The 21,500-nt window shown below is 72.3% G+C and carries 16 protein-coding genes; 12 read left to right on the forward strand and 4 right to left on the reverse strand.

The genetic code is table 11. The annotated features are described in order from the left end of the window. Positions 1–35: 35 nt before the first annotated feature. From P0Y31_RS05245 to P0Y31_RS05270, 6 genes are all read left to right on the forward strand, one after another. Complete coding sequence (locus tag P0Y31_RS05245) at positions 36–1,463, forward strand: extracellular solute-binding protein (RefSeq protein ID WP_275866998.1); 1,428 nt, start codon at positions 36–38, stop codon at positions 1,461–1,463. Continuing rightward, entirely contained in the window at positions 1,438–2,421 is a 984-nt protein-coding gene (locus P0Y31_RS05250; protein ID WP_275867001.1) for a sugar ABC transporter permease, read from the forward strand. The genes P0Y31_RS05245 and P0Y31_RS05250 overlap by 26 nt, the downstream gene beginning before the upstream one ends. Further along, positions 2,418–3,272 (forward strand): carbohydrate ABC transporter permease, encoded by an 855-nt coding sequence (locus P0Y31_RS05255; RefSeq protein ID WP_275867003.1) that lies wholly within the window; start codon positions 2,418–2,420, stop codon positions 3,270–3,272. Before P0Y31_RS05250 ends, P0Y31_RS05255 begins: the two co-directional genes overlap by 4 nt. After that, positions 3,272–4,348, forward strand: coding sequence for an ABC transporter ATP-binding protein (locus P0Y31_RS05260; protein ID WP_275867005.1), 1,077 nt, complete (start codon positions 3,272–3,274; stop codon positions 4,346–4,348). Before P0Y31_RS05255 ends, P0Y31_RS05260 begins: the two co-directional genes overlap by 1 nt. Then, positions 4,345–5,547: a CehA/McbA family metallohydrolase gene (locus P0Y31_RS05265; RefSeq protein ID WP_275867007.1), complete on the forward strand. Its 1,203-nt coding sequence runs from the start codon at positions 4,345–4,347 to the stop codon at positions 5,545–5,547. The genes P0Y31_RS05260 and P0Y31_RS05265 overlap by 4 nt, the downstream gene beginning before the upstream one ends. 76 nt (positions 5,548–5,623) lie before the next feature. Continuing rightward, the gene (locus tag P0Y31_RS05270; RefSeq protein ID WP_275867009.1) at positions 5,624–8,635 is read left to right on the forward strand and encodes a glycoside hydrolase family 38 C-terminal domain-containing protein; all 3,012 of its coding nucleotides are present in this window, start codon (positions 5,624–5,626) and stop codon (positions 8,633–8,635) included. Between the two features lie 75 nt (positions 8,636–8,710). On the opposite strand, the gene P0Y31_RS05275 is transcribed toward P0Y31_RS05270, so the two are convergent. Further along, complete coding sequence (locus P0Y31_RS05275) at positions 8,711–9,598, reverse strand: DUF559 domain-containing protein (protein ID WP_275867012.1); 888 nt, start codon at positions 9,596–9,598, stop codon at positions 8,711–8,713. Between the two features lie 383 nt (positions 9,599–9,981). On the opposite strand from P0Y31_RS05275, the gene groL reads away from it, so the two are divergent. The 4 genes from groL to P0Y31_RS05295 all read left to right on the forward strand — a co-directional run bounded on the left by groL (position 9,982) and on the right by P0Y31_RS05295 (position 16,984). Then, positions 9,982–11,607: a chaperonin GroEL gene (groL, locus tag P0Y31_RS05280; protein WP_275867014.1), complete on the forward strand. Its 1,626-nt coding sequence runs from the start codon at positions 9,982–9,984 to the stop codon at positions 11,605–11,607. Between the two features lie 122 nt (positions 11,608–11,729). Next, the gene (locus P0Y31_RS05285; RefSeq protein WP_275867016.1) at positions 11,730–13,412 is read left to right on the forward strand and encodes an alkaline phosphatase D family protein; all 1,683 of its coding nucleotides are present in this window, start codon (positions 11,730–11,732) and stop codon (positions 13,410–13,412) included. Positions 13,413–13,572: 160 nt separating this feature from the next. Further along, positions 13,573–14,439 (forward strand): ABC transporter ATP-binding protein, encoded by an 867-nt coding sequence (locus tag P0Y31_RS05290; protein WP_275867121.1) that lies wholly within the window; start codon positions 13,573–13,575, stop codon positions 14,437–14,439. A gap of 1 nt (position 14,440) precedes the next feature. Further along, positions 14,441–16,984, forward strand: coding sequence for an ABC transporter permease (locus tag P0Y31_RS05295; RefSeq protein ID WP_275867017.1), 2,544 nt, complete (start codon positions 14,441–14,443; stop codon positions 16,982–16,984). Between the two features lie 79 nt (positions 16,985–17,063). On the opposite strand, the gene P0Y31_RS05300 is transcribed toward P0Y31_RS05295, so the two are convergent. Further along, on the reverse strand, positions 17,064–17,354 hold the full coding sequence (locus P0Y31_RS05300; protein ID WP_275806953.1) for a WXG100 family type VII secretion target: 291 nt from the start codon (positions 17,352–17,354) through the stop codon (positions 17,064–17,066). Between the two features lie 119 nt (positions 17,355–17,473). On the opposite strand from P0Y31_RS05300, the gene P0Y31_RS05305 reads away from it, so the two are divergent. Both P0Y31_RS05305 and P0Y31_RS05310 read left to right on the forward strand, forming a co-directional pair. Then, positions 17,474–18,238: a DUF4031 domain-containing protein gene (locus tag P0Y31_RS05305; RefSeq protein ID WP_275867018.1), complete on the forward strand. Its 765-nt coding sequence runs from the start codon at positions 17,474–17,476 to the stop codon at positions 18,236–18,238. A gap of 5 nt (positions 18,239–18,243) precedes the next feature. Beyond that, positions 18,244–18,753, forward strand: coding sequence for an NUDIX hydrolase (locus tag P0Y31_RS05310; protein ID WP_275867020.1), 510 nt, complete (start codon positions 18,244–18,246; stop codon positions 18,751–18,753). 3 nt (positions 18,754–18,756) lie between these two features. Here the strand turns inward: P0Y31_RS05310 and P0Y31_RS05315 are convergent, their stop codons facing one another. Together P0Y31_RS05315 and P0Y31_RS05320 are read right to left on the reverse strand one after the other, a co-directional pair. Next, on the reverse strand, positions 18,757–19,410 hold the full coding sequence (locus P0Y31_RS05315; RefSeq protein ID WP_275867022.1) for a hypothetical protein: 654 nt from the start codon (positions 19,408–19,410) through the stop codon (positions 18,757–18,759). 12 nt (positions 19,411–19,422) lie between these two features. Beyond that, positions 19,423–21,447 carry an AAA family ATPase gene (locus tag P0Y31_RS05320; RefSeq protein ID WP_275867024.1) on the reverse strand — a complete coding sequence of 675 codons (2,025 nt, stop codon included), beginning with the start codon at positions 21,445–21,447 and terminating at the stop codon, positions 19,423–19,425. Positions 21,448–21,500 lie beyond the last annotated feature (53 nt).

The following is a 21,500-nucleotide window of genomic DNA, read 5'->3' on the forward strand; positions in this document are numbered from 1 at the left end:
GGCGCCGGCGACACCTGCCTGCGGAGGTCTGCTCGATGCGTCTACCGTCCCGCTCCACCCTTGTCGTCTCCGGCCTGGCCGCCGCCGTCGCCCTCTCGGGGTGCGTCGGCGCCAAGAGCGCCGAGGACGCCAGCGATCCCAATGCCAACGCAGACGCCAAGGAGGTCACGCTCGTCATCAGCTCCAACGGAGTCGTGGGCGGCAAGAACTCGGCCGAGGCGAGCTGGATCTCCGAGAAGGTCATCCCCGCGTTCGTCGAGGCCCAGAAGGCCAAGGGCGTGACCGCCAAGGTCACCTTCAACGGCGCCGGCGTCGAGGACGAGCAGTACAAGACCAAGCTCGAGCTCAACCTCAAGACCGGCAGCGGCTCGGATGTCTTTGCCGCAGACGGCATCTGGCTCGGGGAGCTGGCCAGCGCCGGCTACGTGAAGCCGCTCGACGACGTCGTGGGCGAGAAGGCCAAGAGCTGGGACGGCTGGTCGCAGATCTCCGAGGCCGTGCAGCAGAACCTCACCTACAAGGACCAGCTCTACGGCATCCCGAACGGCACCGACGGTCGCGTCCTGTACTTCAACAAGAAGCTCTTCGCCCAGGCGGGCCTGCCCACCGACTGGCAGCCGACCTCGTGGGACGAGATCTTCGCCGCCGGTGTGGCCCTCAAGAAGGTCAAGGGCGTCACCCCCATCCAGATCAATGCCGGCGTCCCCATGGGCGAGGCCACCACGGCCCAGGGCTTCCTGCCGCTGCTGGCCGGCACCGGCAAGCCCCTCTACGACGACTCCAGCGGCAAGTGGCAGGGCAGCACGCAGGGGGTCAAGGACGTCCTCGGCTTCTACGAGAAGCTCTACGGCACCGGCCTCGGCGACCCCCGCATGCAGCAGGACAAGGCAGGGCGCGACCAGTCCTTCGCCGAGTTCAGCAAGGGCAAGATCGGCATCCTCGCCGAGGGCGACTACTTCTGGCGCTCGGTCATCTGCCCCGACAAGGAGAACTGCGCGACCACGTCGATGCCCGACCGCAACGAGGTCGTCGGCTGGGCCAAGATCCCGGCGAAGCAGCCCGGTGCGGGCGTGAACGGCCAGGACTTCGTCAGCGGCTCCGGCGGTGCCGGCTGGATGCTCAACCCGAAGACGAAGTACCCGCAGCAGGCGTGGGAGCTGATGGCGTTCATGGCGTCGAAGGAGATGCAGACCGAGCTGTCGAAGGCGCAGATCCGCATCTCGGCGCGCGCGGACGTCAACGCCGAGACCCTCAAGAACGACCCGCTGCTGAGCTTCATCTCCTCCGAGGTCCTGCCGCTGACGACCTACCGGCCGTCCGACGAGAAGTACAACGAGGTCTCGCTCGCCATCCAGCAGGCCACGGCCGACGTGGTCTCGGGCAAGAGCCCCGACGAGGCCGCGAAGACCTTCGCGTCATCCCTGGAGAAGGCCGTTGGTGCAGACCGCGTCGCAAACAGCTGACCTCCGGCCGGCCCCGGAGACCACTCCGGGGCCGCCCGGCGGGTCCTCGACGACCCGCCGGCGCCGCGCCCGGCAGGACAGCGACGTCGTCGGCCTCGGCCGGGGCCGCGCGATGGCGTTCGTCGCGCCGGCGCTGGTTCTGGTCGGGGTGTTCCTGGTCTTCCCCGCAGCCTGGACGCTCTACCTCGGCCTCCTCGAGTACAGCCTCACCGGCGCCGGTGCGCAGGCCCCCGTCTTCGTCGGGCTCGGCAACTACACCAGCGCCCTGTCCGACCCGGCGTTCCTGAAGTCGCTCTGGCTGACCCTGCTGTTCGTCGGCGGCTCGGCGGTGCTGGGGCAGAACGTCCTCGGCTTCGCCCTGGCGTGGTTCCTCAGCGGTGCCCGCCGAGCGGTGCGCGGCACCGTCACCGTGCTCGTCCTGCTGGCGTGGATCCTGCCCGGTTCGGTCGTGGCCTTCCTCTGGCAGGCGCTGCTCGACCGCCGCAACGGCACCCTCAACGCGCTGCTCGGCACCACCGACATGGCGTGGGCGCTCGACCACCCGATGGCGGTCATCATCATCTTCAACATCTGGCGCGGCACGGCGTTCTCGATGCTGCTCTACACCGCCGCGCTCGCCACCGTGCCGCGCTCGCACCTCGAGGTGGCCCGGATGGCCGGCGCCAGCCGGTGGCAGCAGCTGCGCGACGTGGTGCTCCCGACCGTCAAGCGGCACGTGCTCACGAACACGCTGCTGATCACCCTGTGGACCTTCAACGACTTCTCGCCCTACCTGCTGACCGGGGGAGGGCCGAACCGGGAGTCGGAGATCCTGCCCGTCTACATCTACAAGGAGGCCATCATCGGCGGCCAGCTCGGCTACGGCTCGGCCATCTCGCTGCTGCTGCTCCTGGCCAACCTCGTCATCGCGGTGGCCTACATCCGCCTGCTGCGCACCCGTGAGAAGGAGGCGGCATGAGCGCCGCGACCAGTCCCGGCGCCGCCCGGGCAGCGGTGTGGCTCGTCGCCGGGAAGGCGGTGACGTATGCCGCGCTGTGCCTGCTCGTCGTCTTCTTCGCGCTCCCGCTGCTGTGGCTGGTGCTCACGCCGTTCTCCCCCGCGCCGTCCTACCGGGCGAGCCTGTCGGGCTTCACGCTCGCCAACTTCGAGGACCTGCTGGCCAACCCGCAGACCTGGCCCTCGATCCGCAACTCGCTCGTGCTCGCAGTCGGCTCGGCGGTGCTGGTCATCGCGCTGTCCGCGCTGGCGGCCTACGCCCTCAGCCGGGTCCGGATCCCGGGCCGCGACCAGCTCCTCTACGCGCTGCTGCTGCTGAGCTCGATCGTCACCGGCACGGCGGCGATGGTGCCGATCTTCCTCATGCTCTTCCAGCTCGGCCTCATCGACCGGCAGGTCGGGGTGGTGCTGGTGCTGAGCGGCGGCCTGCTGCCGGCAGCGGTCTTCATGCTCAAGGACTTCGTCGACTCGATCCCCCGGTCCTACGAGGAGTCGGCCCGCGTCTTCGGGGCCTCGCCGAGCCAGATCCTGCGGCACGTCGTGCTGCCCGTCATCCGGCCCGGCATGGCGACCGTCGGGGTGTGGGCGCTCGTGCAGGTGTGGGGCAACTTCCTCGTCCCCTACGTGCTGCTGTCGAACCCGTCGAAGCAGCCGGCGGCCGTGGTCATGTACACGTTCTACGACGCCGGTGGGCAGCCCAACTTCGCGCTGATCTCCACCTTCGCGCTCGTCTACTCCGTGCCGGTGGTGGCGCTCTACCTGTTCGTCAACCGCCGGTACGGCTTCGCCTTCCAGGGAGGAATCAAGGGCTGATGGCATCCGTGACGATGACCGGGCTGGTCAAGGAGTACCCCAACGGCGTCCGCGGCGTCGACGGGGTCGACCTCGAGATCGCCGACGGCGAGTTCTTCGCCCTGCTCGGGCCCTCGGGCTGTGGGAAGACGACGCTGCTGCGCACCCTCGCGGGCCTCGAGGCCGCCACGGAGGGCGGCATCCACATCGGCGACCGCGACGTGACCACCATCGAGCCGGGCGAGCGTGACGTGGCCATGGTCTTCCAGGACTACGCCCTGTTCCCGCACATGACGGTGACCGACAACATCGCCTACCCGCTGCGGATCCGGAAGATGGGGCGCGAGGAGCGGGGCGCCCGGGCGCTCGAGACCGCCGACGGGCTGAGCCTCGCGGCACTGATGGAGCGCCGACCGGCGCAGCTGTCGGGCGGGCAGCAGCAGCGGGTCGCCCTGGCCCGGGCCATCGCCTGCCACCCGCAGGTGTTCCTCTTCGACGAGCCGCTGTCGAACCTCGACGCCCGCCTCCGCCTGGAGGCGCGCACCTTCCTCAAGCAGCTGCAGAAGGCCCTCGGCGTCACGACGGTCTTCGTCACCCACGACCAGGCTGAGGCGCTCGCCATGGCCGACCGGATGGCGGTCATGGAGGGCGGCCGGATCCGTCAGGTCGGCACGCCGCGCGAGGTCTTCCAGCGGCCTGCGAACACCTTCGTCGCGAACTTCATCGGCGCCACCCCGATGAACCTGCTCGACGCCCAGGTCGTCGGCGGCGAGCTCGACTTCGGTGGCTTCCGGCTCCCGGTGCCCGACGGCGCCCGGAAAGTGGCCGAGGGCGACAAGGTCGTCTACGGGGTGCGCCCGGAGTACGTGCGGGTGGTCGGCGGACCGCAGGACGGGGCCGTGCTCGGCGAGGTGAGCGCCGTCGAGAACCTCGGCGTCAGCGTCCTCGTCACCGTCGAGGCGGGCGAGCAGTCCATCCGGGCGGTCGTCCCCGAGTCCGACGAGCCCGAGATCGGTGACTCCGCCCACCTCGCGCCCTCGCCCGGGCGGGTGCTGCTCTACCGGGCCGACGGCGACGGCGAGCTGATCGGGTCGTGACTCGCTTCACCGGCCGGTGGACCCCGGACCACCGGGCCGAGTCGGTGTGGCAGTACGTCTCCTTCGAGGTGCCCCACCGGTGCCGGGGGCTGCGCCTGACGCTCGACTACGACCGGTCCCACGGCTCGTCGGGGGTGCTCGACCTCGGGCTCGTCGACCCGCAGGGCTGGCGCGGCTGGTCCGGTGGCGCGCGCAGCGTGGTCGAGGTCGGTCCGTCGTGGTCGACCCCCGGCTACCTCGACCGGGGCCTGCCGCCGGGCCACTGGCAGGTCGTGCTCGGGCTGCACCGCCTGCCCGACACCGGGCTGGAGTGGTCGCTCGAGGTCGACCAGGTCGACGTCGGGGGCACCCCCGCGGCCACCGCCCCGGCCCCGGTGCCACCATCTCACCGCCGGCCGCGCCGGGCGCTCCCGGCGGCCGACGGCCTCACCTGGCTGGCCGGGGACTGCCACGCGCACACCCACCACTCCGACGGTTCGCTCTCGGTCGACGCGCTGGCCCGCCTCGCCGCCGGTGCGGGGCTGGACTTCCTCTGGGTCACCGACCACAACACCACCAGCCACCACCCCCTGCTGGCCGACGCCGGCCTGCGGCACGGCGTCGCCCTCCTCCCCGGGCAGGAGGTCACCACCGCTGACGGGCACGCCAACGCGTTCGGCGACATCGGCTGGGTCGACTTCCGCCGGCCGGCGGACGAGTGGGTCGCGGTGGTGCAGGATCGCGACGGCCTGCTGTCGGTCAACCACCCGGTCTCCGGCGACTGCGCGTGGCGCCACCCCCTGGCGGAGCCGCCCGCGCTCGCCGAGGTCTGGCACTGGCCCTGGACCGACCTCGCCGACGGTGGTCCGCTGGCCTGGTGGGCTGCGGCCGGTCGCCCGACACCCGTGGGGGGCAGTGACTGGCACCGCCCCGCCCACGGCGCCGCGCCCGGCTCGCCCACGACCTGGGTGGCCTGTGCCGACGGCGACGTGCTCGGCGGGATGGCGGCCGGGCGCACCGCCATCTCGGCCGGCCCGGACGCACCGGTGCTGCTGCACGTGGGTGACGAGTGGGTGGCGGTCGAGGCCGACGGCGCCATGCTGGTGTGCCCGGACGGGCGACGGTCGCCCGTGCGCGGGGAGTGCCACGCCTTCACCGGCCACGACGGCCCGCACCTGCTCGAGCGCAGCGACCGCCGCATCGTGTCCGTCGCCGCCTGACCCCACCTGCCCTCCACCCGAACCCGCCCTCCACCTGGCCCCCGAACTCCGCCCGCTCCGACCCGAAGGAGACCCCATGCACGACGACCGCCAGCTCATCGAAGGACGTCTGGCCCGCACGCTCCAGCGCGTCGAGGACGCCGTGTGGTCGGCGCCGGTGGACGTCGCCCTCGCCAGCTGGGAGGCCCCCGGCGAACCGGTGCCGGTGGCGGAGGGCCTCGCCGCGGCATACGAACCGGCGCACGTCGGCCAGCGCTGGGGGGCGCCGTGGGGCACGACGTGGTTCCGCGTGCGCGCCCAGGTGCCCCGCTCGCACGCCGGGCGGCCGGTGGACCTGCGCCTCGACCTCGGCTTCGACCCCGACCGCACCGGGTTCCACGTCGAGGGCCTGGTCTACCGGGCCGACGGCTCGCCGGTGAAGGGGCTGAACCCGCGCAACCAGTGGGTGCGGGTCGCCGACGAGGCCGTCGGCGGCGAGGAGGTCGAGCTGTACGTCGAGGCGGCGTCGAACCCCCTGCTGCTCGGCGGTGGCGGGTTCGACTTCCGCCCCTCGCCCCTCGGCGACCCCGATACCGCAGGCCGCGAGCCCCGCTACCGCGTCGAGCGCGCCGAGCTCGCCGTCTTCGAGGCCGAGGTGTGGGAGCTGCAGCAGGACCTCGAGGTGCTGGGCCAGCTGGCGGCCGAGCTGCCGCTGGAGGACGCGCGCCGGTGGCAGGTGCTCCGCAGCCTCGACCGGGCGCTCGACCGCCTCGACGTCGGCGACCTCGCCGGCACCGCGGCCGAGGCGCGCGCGGAGCTCAAGGGGGTGCTCGCCGACCCGGCCCGCGCCAGCGCCCACCGCATCTCCGCGGTCGGCCACGCCCACATCGACTCCGCGTGGCTGTGGCCGGTGCGCGAGACCGTGCGCAAGGTGGCGCGCACCTGCTCCAACGTCGTCTCCCTCATGGACAGCCACCCCGAGCTCGTCTACGCGATGTCGTCGGCGCAGCAGTTCGCGTGGCTCAAGGAGCACCGACCCGAGGTCTGGGCCGGCGTGGTCGACCGCGTGCGCCAGGGCCGCTTCGTCCCGGTCGGCGGCATGTGGGTCGAGTCCGACACCAACATGCCCGGCGGCGAGGCGCTGGCCCGGCAGCTGAACCACGGCAAGCGGTTCTTCCTCGACGAGCTGGGCATCGAGACCCGCGAGGTGTGGCTGCCCGACTCGTTCGGCTACACCGCCGCCCTGCCGCAGCTCGTCGCCCTCTCGGGGTCGCGGTGGTTCCTCACCCAGAAGATCTCGTGGAACACGACCAACCGCTTCCCGCACCACTCGTTCCGGTGGGAGGGCCTCGACGGCACCCGCATCTTCACCCACTTCCCGCCGGCCGACACCTACGGCTCGGAGGTCTCCGGCGCCGAGGTCGCGCACGCGTCCCGCAACTTCTCCGACAAGGGGGCGGCGACCCGTTCGCTGCTGCCCTTCGGCTGGGGCGACGGCGGGGGAGGCCCCACCCGCGAGATGCTGGCCCGGGCCGCTCGCCTGCGCGACCTCGACGGGTCGGCCCGGGTCGAGGTCGAGCGTCCCGACGCGTTCTTCGAGAAGGCCGAGGCGGAGTACCCCGACGCCCCGGTCTGGGTGGGCGAGCTGTACCTAGAGATGCACCGCGGCACCTACACCTCGCAGGCGAAGACCAAGCAGGGCAACCGGCGCAGCGAGCACCTGCTCCGCGAGGCCGAGCTGTGGGCGAGCACCGCCGCGGTCCGGACGGGCGCGGCATACCCGTCTGCGGACCTCGACCGGATCTGGAAGGCCGTGCTGCTCAACCAGTTCCACGACATCCTCCCCGGCTCCTCGATCGGGTGGGTGCACCGCGAGGCGGTGCAGATGTATGCCGCGCTCGCGGAGGAGCTCGAGGCGCTCATCGGCGAGGCGCAGCGGGCGCTCGCCGGGGCGGGCGACGTGGACGTGGCCTTCAACGCGAGCCCCCACGAGCGCGCCGGTGTGGCCGCGCTCGGCGCCGGGCCGGTCCTCCGGGCCGACCCGGTGGAGGTGCGGGCCGAGGGCGACGGGTTCGTGCTCGACAACGGCCTGGTGACCGCACGGGTCGACGCCCGGGGCCTGCTCACGTCGGTCGTCGACCGGGCGAGCGGTCGTGAGGCGCTCGCCCCCGGGTCGGTGGGCAACCTGCTGCAGCTCCACCCCGACACCCCGGTGCGCTTCGACGCCTGGGACGTCGACGCCTACTACCGCAACGTCGTGCGCGACCTCACCGATGCCGAGACGGTCGAGGCGGTCGAGGGCGGCGTGCGGGTGGTGCGCCGGGTCGGGCAGTCGGTGGTCACCCAGCTCGTGACGCTGCCGGTGGGCGAGGCCCGGGTCGACGTCGACACCGAGATCGACTGGCGCGAGCGGGAGCAGATCCTCAAGGCAGGCTTCGACCTGGACGTGGCCGCGGACCGCTCCACCGCGGAGGTGCAGTTCGGCCACGTGCACCGCCCGACGCACACCAACACCAGCTGGGACGCCGCGAAGTTCGAGATCTGCGCCCACCGCTGGGTGCACGTCGGCGAGCCAGGGTTCGGCGCGGCCGTGGTCAACGACTCGACCTACGGCCACGACGTCACCCGGCGCGACCGCGAGGGCGGCGGCACCACGACGCAGGTGCGCCTGTCGCTGCTGCGCGCCCCGCAGAGCCCCGACCCGGTCGCCGACCTCGGGGTGCACCGGCTGCGCTACGGCCTCGTGCCGGGTGCGTCGATCGGTGACGCGGTCCGTGAGGGCTACCGGGTCAACCTGCCGGTCCGGACGGTCCGCGGGTCGGGCGAGCCGGTCGAGCCGCTCGTGGGCGTCGAGGGCGAGGGCGTGTACGTCGAGGCGGTGAAGCTCGCCGACGACGCGTCCGGCGACGTGGTCGTGCGGCTCTACGAGGGGCTGGGCCGGCGCTGCGCCGCGCGGGTGTGGGTCGGCTTCCCGCACGACGGCGCGTATGCCGTGGACCTGCTCGAGCGTGCCCTGGAGACGCCCGGGGTGGTGGACGAGGGCGAGCGCGGCGTCGCGCTCGCGCTGCGCCCGTTCCAGGTCGTCACCCTCCGGTTCCCCCGAACCTGACCTGCGACCTCACCCGCGAAGATCCCACCTCTCGCGTCGTGGGCCGTGCCTTCGCGTGAGAGGTGGGATCTCGCGTCACGCCACGAGGCGCCGGAGCTCGGCGGTCAAGCGCGTCAGCCCAGTGCCGCGGAGGTCGGCGCTGGTGATGCGGACGACCCGCCAGCCCAGGGACTCGAGGAGCCGCACCCGCTGGATGTCGCTCTGCCACTGCCGCCGGTCCGTGCGGTGGTGGTCGCCCTCGTACTCGACGATGACCCGCGCCTCGCGCCAGAGGAAGTCGACCCGTGCGATGAAGTGCCCGTCCTCGGCGAAGACCTCGGCATTGAGCTCGGGCTCGGGAAGACCTGCCCGGCGGAAGGCCAGTCGGGCGCGGGTCTCCATGGGGGAGCCGCTTCCCACGCGCAGCAGGGCTCCGGCCTCGCGGAGCGCGCGGCCGCCGCGCCGTCCGACCCGCTGCGACACCTGCACCATGGGCGCGAGCAGATCGGCGTCGCGAGTGGTGAAGGCGTCACCTGCGATGACCAGGTCGTCGACGCCCAGGCCCGGAACCGCGGCGAGGTCGGCCCAGGTGTCGACGGGCGAGGTGACGGCCAGGCCCCTGAGCACCTCGTGGTCACGAGAGGTCAGTCCGCGGTGCCCGATGACGCCGGCCCGGCGCACCGGGGTGCCGTCACGCATGACGTGCAGCGGCTCCTCGAGCCGCCAGTCAGTCGGCAGGGGAAGGCGCCACAGCCGGGCCGCCGTCAGGTGGGAGAACGCGAAGGACCCCGGAATGACCAGAGACATCAGCCGGCACTGCCCGTCGATGTCGTGGGGAAGGCTGGCGCAACGCAGGCCCCAGGCGGGACGCAGCAGGTCGGGACCGTCGAGCCTGCGCCGCTTGACCGCTGCCTGCCTGGCCTCGGCGACGGTGAAGGCTCGGTTCTGGAGGACCGGCGGCAGGGGTGGGAGACGCTTGGGCACGGGTTGAGCGTGTCCGATGGGCGACGAGCCCTGCAGCCGTCATCCACAGGGAGCCCTGGCCCGTCAGGTGAGATCCCAGATCTCACGCGTTGGAGGGGCCCAAGGTGCGAGAGGTGGGATCTCGCGGCGCGGCCCCGGGAGGGGCGCTGGGGCCGCGCGCGAAGGGCGTGCGGGCGGCATACGGGGAAGGCTTGCGGAGGCGTTTGCACTCTCCCGGGGCGAGTGCCAATAATGGGCGTTAGCACTCTCGGTATGAGAGTGACAATTCATGGCCTCAAAGTGAGGCTCGGGGAACGTGTGCGACGTGAGCCGCGCGAACCGGGTCGTCCGTCGCGGGCACGGCGAGGTCGCCACACACGATTCGCGTGGGAGGAACCACCCGAATGGCCAAGATCATCGCTTTTGATGAAGAGGCTCGCCGCGGTCTCGAGCGGGGCATGAACACCCTCGCCGACGCCGTCAAGGTCACCCTCGGCCCGAAGGGCCGCAACGTCGTCCTGGAGAAGAAGTGGGGCGCCCCCACGATCACCAACGACGGTGTCTCCATCGCCAAGGAGATCGAGCTCGAGGAGCCGTACGAGAAGATCGGTGCCGAGCTGGTGAAGGAGGTCGCCAAGAAGACGGATGACGTCGCGGGCGACGGCACCACCACCGCCACCGTGCTGGCCCAGGCGCTGGTCCGCGAGGGCCTGCGCAACGTCGCGGCCGGCGCGAACCCGATGGCCCTCAAGCGCGGCATCGAGAAGGCCACCGAGGCCGTCTCCAGCCAGCTCCTCGAGATGGCCAAGGACGTCGAGACCAAGGAGCAGATCGCCTCCACCGCCTCGATCTCCGCCGCTGACCCCCAGATCGGCGAGATGATCGCCGAGGCCATGGACAAGGTCGGCAAGGAAGGCGTCATCACCGTCGAGGAGTCCAACACCTTCGGCCTCGAGCTCGAGCTCACCGAGGGCATGCGCTTCGACAAGGGCTACATCAGCCACTACTTCGTCACCGACACCGAGCGCATGGAGGCTGTCCTCGAGGAGCCCTACGTCCTCGTGGTCAACTCGAAGATCTCCGGCATCAAGGACCTGCTCCCGCTGCTCGAGAAGGTCATGCAGTCCGGCAAGCCGCTGCTGATCATCGCCGAGGACGTCGAGGGCGAGGCCCTGTCCACCCTCGTGGTCAACAAGATCCGCGGCACCTTCAAGTCCGTCGCCGTCAAGGCCCCGGGCTTCGGTGACCGCCGCAAGGCCATGCTGGGCGACATCGCCATCCTCACCGGTGGCCAGGTCATCTCCGAGGAGGTCGGCCTCAAGCTCGACACCGCCGAGCTCGACCTGCTCGGCCGCGCCCGCAAGGTCGTCGTCACCAAGGACGAGACCACGATCGTCGAGGGCGCTGGCGACCAGGACCAGATCCAGGGCCGGGTCAACCAGATCCGCGCCGAGATCGAGAAGTCGGACAGCGACTACGACCGCGAGAAGCTGCAGGAGCGCCTGGCCAAGCTGGCCGGCGGTGTTGCGGTCATCAAGGCCGGCGCCGCGACCGAGGTCGAGCTCAAGGAGCGCAAGCACCGCATCGAGGACGCCGTGCGCAACGCCAAGGCGGCCGTCGAGGAGGGCATCGTCGCCGGTGGTGGCGTGGCCCTGCTGCAGGCCACCAAGGCTGCGTTCGAGAAGCTCGAGCTCGAGGGTGACGAGGCCACCGGGGCGAACATCGTTCGTGTCGCGGCCGAGGCCCCGCTCAAGCAGATCGCCGTCAACGCCGGCCTCGAGGGCGGCGTCGTGGCGGAGAAGGTCACGCACCTCGACGCGGGTTGGGGCCTGAACGCGGCGACCGGCGAGTACGTCGACCTGATCGCCGCCGGCATCATCGACCCGGCCAAGGTCACCCGCTCGGCGCTGCAGAACGCGGCGTCCATCGCGGCGCTCTTCCTCACCACCGAGGCCGTCATCGCGGACAAGCCCGAGAAGGCTGCTCCGATGGCGCCAGGTGGCGACGAGATGGGCGGCATGGGCTTCTGAGGTTAGCCTCGCAAGCCAGCCACACGGCATACGCACCACGCTCGGAGGGCGGTTCCCCACTCGGGGAGCCGCCCTTCGGCGTTTGTCCCCACCTGCACAGGCCGTGCGTGTAGAACTGTCGGGTGGACGACACCGGACCCCTCGTGCTGGGCCCCCTGCTGCGGTATGCCGGTGAGGAGAGTGCGACGGTCTGGGTCCAGACCCGCGCCGCCGCCACCGTGACCCTGTCGGCCTTCGGCCGCCAGTGGTCGGCGCCCACCTTCGGGGTGCACGGGCACCACTACGCGCTGCTGGTGCTCGACGGCCTCGAGCCCGGCTCGTCCAGCGAGTACCAGGTGGCCATCGACGGCGAGGTCGTCTGGCCCGAGCCCGAGCCGCGCTTCCCCGGCCTGCCGCCGAGCCGCATCCACTGCCTGGTGAAGGCGCGCCCGACGAGGATGGCGTTCGGTTCGTGCCGCACGAGCGTGCCCCACGACGCGGAGGGCAACGCCAGCAACGGCGTCGACGCCCTGCGCGCCTACGCCTACCACCTGAGCCGGACCAGCCCGACGGAGTGGCCCCACCTCGTCTGCTTCCTCGGCGACCAGGTCTACGCGGACGAGACCTCCGAGGAGATGCGCGAGTTCATCGCCTCCCGGCGCAGCCTCGAGGAGCCACCCCACGAGGAGCTCAAGGACTACGACGAGTACGCCCACCTCTACCGGCTGGCGTGGAGCGACCCGCTCAACCGGTGGCTGCTCTCGACGCTGCCGAGCGCGATGATCTTCGACGACCACGACATCCGCGACGACTGGAACACCTCGCGGCAGTGGCACTTCGAGATGAACGCCAAACCCTGGTGGCACCAGCGCATCGTCGGCGGCCTGGCGTCCTACTGGGTCTACCAGCACGCCGGCAACCTCTCCCCGGAGGCGCTGGCCGAGGACGAGGTCTGGCAGCTCGTCGTGGCGCACCGCGAGTCCGGGAGCGGGGACGAGCTCGACCTGACCGAGACGCTCGACGCCTTGGCCGAGCGCGTGGACAAGCACCCCGACACCTACCGCTGGAGCTATTCCCGCAACCTCGGCGAGTCGCGGCTGGTGGTCGTCGACTCGCGGGCCGCGCGGGTGCTCGACCCCGACCGCCGCTCGATCCTCGACGACGCCGAGATGGCCTGGCTCGACAAGGAGCTGCACGGCGATGTCGACCACCTCTTCATCGGCACGTCGCTGCCGTTCCTGCTCGCGCAGGGGATCCACGACCTCGAGGCGATCAACGAGGCCATGTCCGAGGGGGCCTTCGGCAAGCGGGTCGAGCCCTACGGGGAGCGCATCCGCCGGGCGCTCGACCTCGAGCACTGGGCCGCGTTCCAGGAGGGGTTCGCCAAGGTGCTGGACATGGTGGTCGAGGTGGCCCGGGGCAAGCGGGGCCGTCCGCCCGGCACCATCACCTTCCTCTCCGGCGACGTGCACAACTCCTACGTCACCGAGATCGACCACGAGGAGCTCGGTGCCGGCGCCAGCCGGGTGGTGCAGGCCGTGTGCTCCCCGATCCGCAACCCGCTGCCCCGCAAGGTGCGACTGGCGCAGGCGCTGCTCGCCAGGGGCCTCAACCGCCCGTTGCAGTTCCTCGTCTCCCGCACCGACCGCGTGCCCACCGCGCCGTTCAACTGGACGATCACCGAGGGGCCCTGGTTCGACAACAGCCTGGCCACCCTCGAGGTGCGGGGCCGGGGGCTGGTCCTGCGCTGGGACACCGGCGTGGTCAGGGGCGAGGCGTTCGACGCGCCCGAGCTGCGCCGGGTGTCGCGCGTCGTCATCCAGTAGCGCGTCGCCCGTCCGTCGACCGGTGGACGGGCCGTACACCGCCTAGGGGTGCACTCAGGGTGCGCTCAGGGTCAAACCTGAAGGCAGGCGAGCGACGGCCTCCATACCGTTGCCCTTGTTGACCATCGACCACTGAGCCGGGAGCTCCCACATGACGACCATGAACCCTGCCGCCGTGACGCGGCACACCACCACTGCGCCGGCAGCCCGCACCGTGGGCCTCACCAAGGTCTACGGTCGGGGCGAGACCGAGGTCGTGGCCCTCGACCGCGTCAGCCTCGACATCGCGCGCGGGGAGTTCACCGCGATCATGGGGCCCTCGGGCTCCGGCAAGTCGACCCTGATGCACTGCGCGGCGGGCCTCGACGCGCCCTCGGACGGCGAGGTGTTCATCGGCGACATCTCGCTGGGCACCCTGAAGGACAAGGCGCTCACCACGCTGCGCCGTGACCGGATCGGCTTCGTCTTCCAGTCCTTCAACCTCGTGCCGACCCTGACGGCGCAGGAGAACATCGTCCTGCCGCTGGCCATCGCCGGGCGCAGGCCCGACCCCGAGTGGTTCGCCACCGTCATCGACACCGTCGGGCTCGGCGACCGCCTGTCGCACCGGCCCAGCGAGCTGTCCGGCGGGCAGCAGCAGCGGGTCGCCTGCGCCCGCGCCCTCATGAGCCGGCCGGAGATCATCTTCGCCGACGAGCCCACCGGCAACCTCGACTCGCAGTCCGGCGCCGAGGTGCTCGGCTTCCTGCGGCGCAGCGTCGACGAGTTCGGGCAGACCATCGTCATGGTGACCCACGACCCGGGCGCGGCCAGCCACACCGACCGGGTGGTCTTCCTCGCCGACGGACGGGTGGTCGACGAGATGCGCGACCCCACGGCCGAGCGGGTGCTGGAGCGGATGAAGGGCTTCGAGAAGGGCCACGTCCCCGGCAGCGCGGCGGCACGGGCCGCGCACGACGCACGGGCCGCGCACGAGGCACGCGTGGCAACGGCCACCGGGCACAGCCACGGCGAGACGGGGGCCTGAGGTGCTGCACGCCAGCTGGAAGAGCCTCCTCGGTCGCAAGCTGCGACTGTTCATGAGCGCGTTCGCGATCGTCCTCGGCGTCTCGTTCGTCTCGGGCTCGCTGATCTTCACCGACACCCTGGGCAAGGCCTTCGACGGCATCGTCGACACCGTCGGCGACGTGGTCGTGCGGCCCGAGGCCGTGAGCGGTGACATCGAGCAGCCCCCGAGCTCCAAGACCGTGCCGGGCTCGCTGGTCCGCGAGCTCGCCGCCACGCCGGGCGCCGCGCGCGCCGACGGCAACGTCGGTGACCCCACCACCTTCGTGGTCTCCAAGGAGGGCAAGCTCATCGGCGGCCAGGGCGCCCCGGGTCTGGGCCTGAGCCACAACGACGCCCCGACCGCGTCGGGCGAGCAGCCCGCGTCGATCACCACCGGCCGCTGGCCCCTGCGGACCGGCGAGGTGGCGCTCGACAAGGGCACCGCCGAGCGGGCGGGCTACCGGGTCGGCGACACCGTCACGCTGGTCACCAGCGGTGCCCAGCCGAAGGTCGAGGCCACCCTGGTCGGCATCGCCGAGTTCAGCTCGGGCGGAACCGTCGGCGCCAGCCTCGCCTTCTTCGACACCAGGACTGCGCAGGCTCTCTACTTCGGCGGCCGCGACGAGTTCACCGACGTCTGGGTGACGGCCGAGGAGGGCACCAGCCAGGAGGAGCTGGCCGCTGCGCTCCAGAAGAAGCTGCCCAGCGGGTACGAGGCCGTCACCGGTGACGCCGCGGCCAAGGAGAGCGCAGACGGCATCAACGAGGCGCTGTCGTTCATCAGCACCTTCCTGCTGGTCTTCGCCGGGATCGCCCTGTTCGTCGGGTCGTTCCTCATCGTCAACACCTTCTCCATCCTCGTCGCCCAGCGCAGCCGCGAGCTCGCGATGCTCCGTGCCCTCGGCGCCACCCGCAGGCAGGTCACGCGGTCCGTGCTCTTCGAGGCGTTCGTGGTCGGCCTGGTCGGTGCGACCGCGGGACTCGGGCTCGGCTTCGTGCTGGCCGTGGGCATCCGGGCGCTGTTCGGCCAGTTCGGCCTCGACCTGAGCGGCTCGCCCCTGGTCTTCGAGTCCTCCACCGCCCTGGCCGCGTATGCCGTGGGGCTGGCCGTGACGACGGTCGCCGCCTACCTGCCGGCCCGCCGGGCGGGACGGATGGCGCCGGTGGCCGCCATGCGCGACGACGTGGCCATGCCCGAGGCCGCGCTGCACTGGCGCGTCATCGTCGGCACGGTGCTCATCGCCGGCGGCCTGGCGGCCTGCACCGCCGGTGCGATGGACTGGGTCGGCCAGCGGGCCGTCTGGGTCGGTGCCGGGGTGTTCGCCCTCGTGCTCGGGTTCTCGCTCACGAGCCCGGTGATCGGTCGTCCGGTCATCGCGGCCACCGGGCTGGTCTACCGGCGGGCCTTCGGGGCCGTGGGACTGATGGCGGAGCAGAACGCCGTGCGCAACCCTCGCCGGACGGCCGCTACCGCCTCCGCGCTCATGATCGGCCTGACGCTGGTGTCGATGATGTCGGTCTTCGGCGCCTCGGCCAAGGCGAGCATCGACAAGGCGATCGACGAGAACTTCGTCGCCGACTACGTCGTGTCCAACGCGATCTCCCAGCCGTTCTCGACGGCCGTCACCCGTGACGTCGCGGCCGTTCCGGGAGTGGAGACGGTGAGCCCGATGCGGTTCGCCAGCATCGACATCGGTGACGGCGGCACGTACTCGGCCGCGGTCGACCCCGCCACCTTCGGGACGGCCGTGCCGCTGGACTTCGTCGAGGGCTCGCTCTCGGGGCTCACCCGAAACACCGTCCTGCTCGAGGAGGACAAGGCCGCCGCCGAGGACCTCGTGGTCGGCTCGTCGGTCCGGGCCACCATCGCCGGCCAGGAGGGGACCTACCGGGTGGCGGGCATCTACCGGTCGATGGACGCCCTCTCGCTCCCGGTGCTGGTCTCCCTCGACGCCGCCACCGCAGCCGGGTTGCCGGCGCAGGACAGCATGGTGTTCGTGGTGCGCGAGCCGGGTGCCGACCCGGCTGCGGTGCAGGCCGGCATCGACCAAGTCATCGCCGACCTGCCCACGGTGACCCTCAAGGACCAGGACGCCTTCGCCGCCGAGCAGCGCCGGCCGGTCGACCAGCTGCTCTACATGATCTACGCGCTGCTCGGACTGGCGGTCGTGATCGCGGTGCTCGGCATCGTCAACACCCTGGCGCTGTCGGTGATCGAGCGGACCCGCGAGATCGGCCTGCTGCGGGCTGTCGGCCTGAGCCGGCGGCAGCTGCGGACGATGCTCCGGCTCGAGTCCGTGGCGATCGCCCTGCTGGGGGCGGTGCTGGGCGTGGTGCTCGGGCTCGGCGCGGGCTGGGCGCTCCAGCGGGCCCTGGCCGACGACGGCATCGACGTCCTGGCCGTGCCGGGCACCCAGCTGGCCGTGTTCGTGGTGACGGCCGGGCTGGTCGGCGTGCTGGCGGCACTCTGGCCGGGGCGCCGGGCCGCGCGGCTCGACGTGCTGCAGGCCATCACGACCGAGTAGCCGACTGGTCGAGCCGACCTCCAGTGCCCGGCACCGCGTGCGATCGCGGTGCCGGGCACGGGTGTCTGGGTGCCGCCGGCTAGGTGAACATGCGCACCGCTGCGGCCTCGGTCTCGGCGTACTGCGCCCCGGCGGCCGAGAGCACCGACCCGATGCTGTCGAGCGAGGCCCGGACCTGCCGCTGGGTGCCCTGCCACTCGGCCACCACGCCCTGGAACCGCGCTGACGCCGTGCCGGTCCAGGCGTCCTGGAGCCCCACGAGCCGGGCCATCATCGCCGAGACCTGTCCGTCGATCTCCGCCGAGATGCGGCTGATGTCGGCCGAGGCGGCCTGGATGCGGTCGGTGTCGACCTGGAACTGCGTCGCCATGAGTGCCCTCCTGCTGATGCGGCCCACGGGTCAGGCCGGCTGCTCCCGACGGTAGGCGGACGGGGCCGGAGCGCCGCGGAGTTCTCCACAGGGACCGGGCGAGCGGCTACCGTCGCAGCGTGACCATCTGGATCGACCCGCCCGCCTGGCCCGCCCACGGGCGCCTGTGGTCGCACCTCGTCAGCGACACCTCGTTCGAGGAGCTGCACCGGTTCGCCGCGGCGGCCGGCCTGCCGCGAAGGGGGTTCGAGGGCGACCACTACGACGTGCCCGAGGAGCGGTATGCCGCGCTCGTCGCCGCGGGTGCCCGTCCGGTGGAGGGCCGGGAGCTGGTCCGCATCCTGCACGCCAGCGGGCTGCGGATCCCCAAGCGGCGGCACGAGCGGGTGCTCCTGAGCCACGGCGAGCCTCCCTGGCTGCCGCCGGGGAGCCGGGCCGACGTGATCGCCTCGCGCCAGCAGCTGCCGCCGGCTGACACCGTGGTGGTGCGGCTCCTCGCGCACGCCCAGGGGTCGGTCCTGGTCGTCCCGCGGCCCGACGGCGGGCTCGACCTGCCGAGCCGTCGGGTGGCCGCGGCGCCGGCGGCCGGCACCTCGGCTGCCGTCGGAGCGGCCGTCAGCGAGGTCCAGGCCGACGCCGTGGGCGAGGCAGGGGAGGTGACGCTGGTCGGCTACGTGCGCAACACCGTGCCGGCGCCGCTGCCCGACTACCCCTGGCCCGCCCCGCGCGCCTGCTTCGCCGTCTTCCACCGGGAGCTCGACTCCGGGGTGCCCTTCGGCCGGGGACACTGGCTGAGCCTGAACGAGGCCGCCGACCACCTGGCACAGCGGCACTGGTGGCCGTTGCTGCCCGAGTACTTCAGCCACCCGGGACGGCACGGGTGAAGGACATGAGCGAGCAGGTCGTCGCCGCCGTGCCCGAGGTGCTCTTCGCGGACGGCAGCCGCGCCGCGGTCGAGTTGGTGCTGTCGGCCACACCGGTTCCTGACGACCAGGTGTTCGCAGCGCTGGCCTTCCTGCAGGACGGGGCAGGCCGCTTCGCGGTGGTGTACAGCCCGCGCCGGGCCGAGTGGGCCTCGCCCGGCGGCGGCCGGGAGCCGGGGGAGTCGGCCCGCCAGACCGTGGTCCGCGAGGTGCTCGAGGAGACGGGCCTGACCCTCGACGGGGCCGCCCTGGAGCCGTGCGGCTACGAGCGGTTCGCGCCGATCACACCGGGCCGCTTGCCCTCCGGCGGCGGCTGCCTGCAGGTCTTTCGCGCCCGGCTCGACGCGGTGGCCCCACCCCTGGAGGGGGCCGCCGACGACGTGGTGGCCGCGCGCTGGGTGACCTTCCCCGAGTTCGAGGAGCTGTGCGGGACGGCGTTCTGGTGGCCGATGGCCGCGGCGCTGTTCGGTCGGTGAGCCTCAGCCGTTCAGGCGCGCCAGCTCGCGGGCGACGTTGAGGCGGGCGCGCCGGTCCCACACCCTGCGGCCGTGTCGCGTCGCGTACAGGGTGTCACGCCGCAGGAGCGGCTCCAGCACGCCTGACCGGCCGGCGGCATACGCGTCGTCCGGCACCGCGGCATACTCCTCGCGCACCTGCGCGCAGTACTCGTCGAAGCGGTCCTCGGGCGCGCCCAGGATCCACAGGTCGGCGTCGTGGAAGGCCGCGTCGAGCCCCTCCTGCTGCGGGGCCTGGTGTTCCTCTGTCGCGAGCACCAGCCGCCGCACGGTCTCGACGTCCTCGGCCGCGACGCCGAGCGTCCGCAGGGAGCGCACGGCGAGCTCGGCGCTGTCGGCCTCGTTGGCCCCGGCAGGGGCGACGGGGTCGTGGACGGCGTCGTGGAAGCAGGCCGCCACCCCTGCCAGCGCGGCCTCGCGCTCGGTCAGCACGCCCTCCCGCTCGAGCTCCTCCAGGGCGGTGTACATCTCCACGACGTGGCGCGCCGTGTGGTAGCTGCGGTGCGGCTCCTGGAGCCGGCGCAGCAGGTCGAGCCCGATCGCCTCGACGGCGTCGGAGTGCGCGTCAGGCGCCAGCCGGGCGAGGTCGAGCTTCCACCACGTGAGGAGTGCGGGCACGCCCGGAGTCTCTCAGACCGACGGTGCCTGTGGGCCGAGAGCGACCGGCAGGGGTTCGCTGTGCACGACGGTGAGGGCCGAGACCGCTCGGGTCAGCACGACGTAGAGCCGGCGCAGCCCCGTCCGCTCGTCGGGCTCGGCCGCCGCGATCGCCGCCGGCTCGACGACGAGCACCCGGTCGAACTCCAGGCCCTTGGCCACGCTCGCCGGCACCACGTCCACCTGGTGCTCGACGTCGCCGTGGTCACTGCCGAGCACGCCGTGCTCGACTCCCTTGTCCCGCAGGGCCTTCGACACCGCGTCGACCATCGTGTCGGGGGCGATGACCCCGACCGAGCCCGGCGCCGCAGTCTCGGTCGCCACCACCTCCACGACGCGGGAGAGAACGGCGCCCGGCGCGGTGCCCTCGACCGCGAGCCGTCCGGGGTTCTCGCGCACCGAGACCGGTGCCCCGAGCCCGGCGGCCATGTGGGGGAGCAGGCGCGCGGCATACTCGATGACGCTGGACGGCACTCGGAAGCCGCGGTCGAGGATCTCGACATGGCTGCCCGGCTTGCCCAGGTGCTCCAACGACTCGTTCCACGAGGCCGTCGCCCACGGCGTGGTGCCCTGCGCGATGTCGCCGAGCACGGTCGCGGCCCCGGTCGTGCACCGGCGTCCGACGGCGCGCAGCTGCATGGGCGAGAGGTCCTGGGCCTCGTCGAGCACCACGTGTCCCAGGCTCGGCGTCCGCTCGAGGTGGTCACCGAGCTCGTCGAGGAGCACGGCGTCCGCCATCGACCACCGCGCTGCCCCCTTGCCGCGAGGAGCCTTGTCCCACAACAGGAGCGACTGCTCCTGCGGACTCAGGAGGCCGTCCGCGTGCGACGCCAGCGAGTCCGCGTCGGTGAAGAGCTCGAAGAGCACCGCGCGAGGGTCGAGCGCCGGCCAGAGCGACTGCGCGTAGCGCTTGACGACGCTCGATCGCGCGACACTGTCCTGCACGCGGTCGTCGGGGCTGTCGCCGGCGCGCTCCATCTGCAGCAGCACCGCGTGGGCGAGCCGCTGCGGCAGCATCTGCCGGGCGGCGTCGTAGCGCACGCCGCGCGAGGCCAGCTCGGCCAGGATCTCGCTGACCTCGTATGCCGGCACGCGCCACTTGCGCGACCCGCGCGGCACCACGAGGGCCTCGGTGGCGGTGCCGACCCTCGACCACACGGCGCGCCGCAGCACCTCTGCCAGGCGCGGGTCACCTTTCAGCACAGCGGTTTCCGTGCTGTCGGCGCCGCGTACCGGCACGCTGGCGACGAGCTCCTCGATGGTCGTGTGGCCGACCGCGACCTCGCCGAGGGCCGGCAGCACGGCACCGATGTGCTCGAGGAAGGCACGGTTCGGACCGATGACCAGGACGCCCGAGCGCACCAGCCGGTCGCGGAAGGCGTAGAGCAGCCAGGCGGCGCGGTGCAGGCCCACGGCCGTCTTGCCGGTGCCGGGCGCCCCCTGGATGCAGATGGTCTGTTCGGCCCCTGCCCGCACGATCTCGTCCTGCTCGGGCTGGATCGTCGCGACGATGTCGCGCATCGGGCCGACGCGGGGCCGTTCGATCTCCTCGGCGAGGATCTGGCTGCGCACCTCGTGCTCGGCGCGGTCCTGGAGGTGCTCGTCCTCGTACGCCGTGATGGCGCCCCGGTCGAGGCCGAACCGCCGCCGCAGGGTGACGTGCATCGGCTCGGCTCGCGAGGCCCGGTAGAACGCGGTCGACATCTCGGCACGCCAGTCGATGACCAGCGGGTCCCCCGCGGCGTCCGAGACGTGGCGCCGGCCGATGTACCAGCGCTCGTCCTCGTCGGTGTCGATGCGGCCGAAGAAGAGGGTGGTGCCCGGGTCGTCGGCGAGGGACGCCGCCCGCAGGTGCAGGGTGCGGGCGAGGTGCTCCGCCGAGATCGGGTCGTGGGCCTGCACCTGGAGCGAGAGGGTCTGCTCGCGCATCCGCCGCAGCGCCTCCCTCGCGGTGGCCAGGTGTTCCTGCTCTCTCCTCAGCTCCGGCGCGACAGACACGAGGATCAACCCTGCCACGACACGGGCTCGTCGCGCGAGCCGCTGCGCGCGGC

The organism is Knoellia sp. 3-2P3, assembly GCF_029223115.1.
Classification (GTDB): Bacteria; Actinomycetota; Actinomycetes; order Actinomycetales; family Dermatophilaceae; genus Pedococcus_A.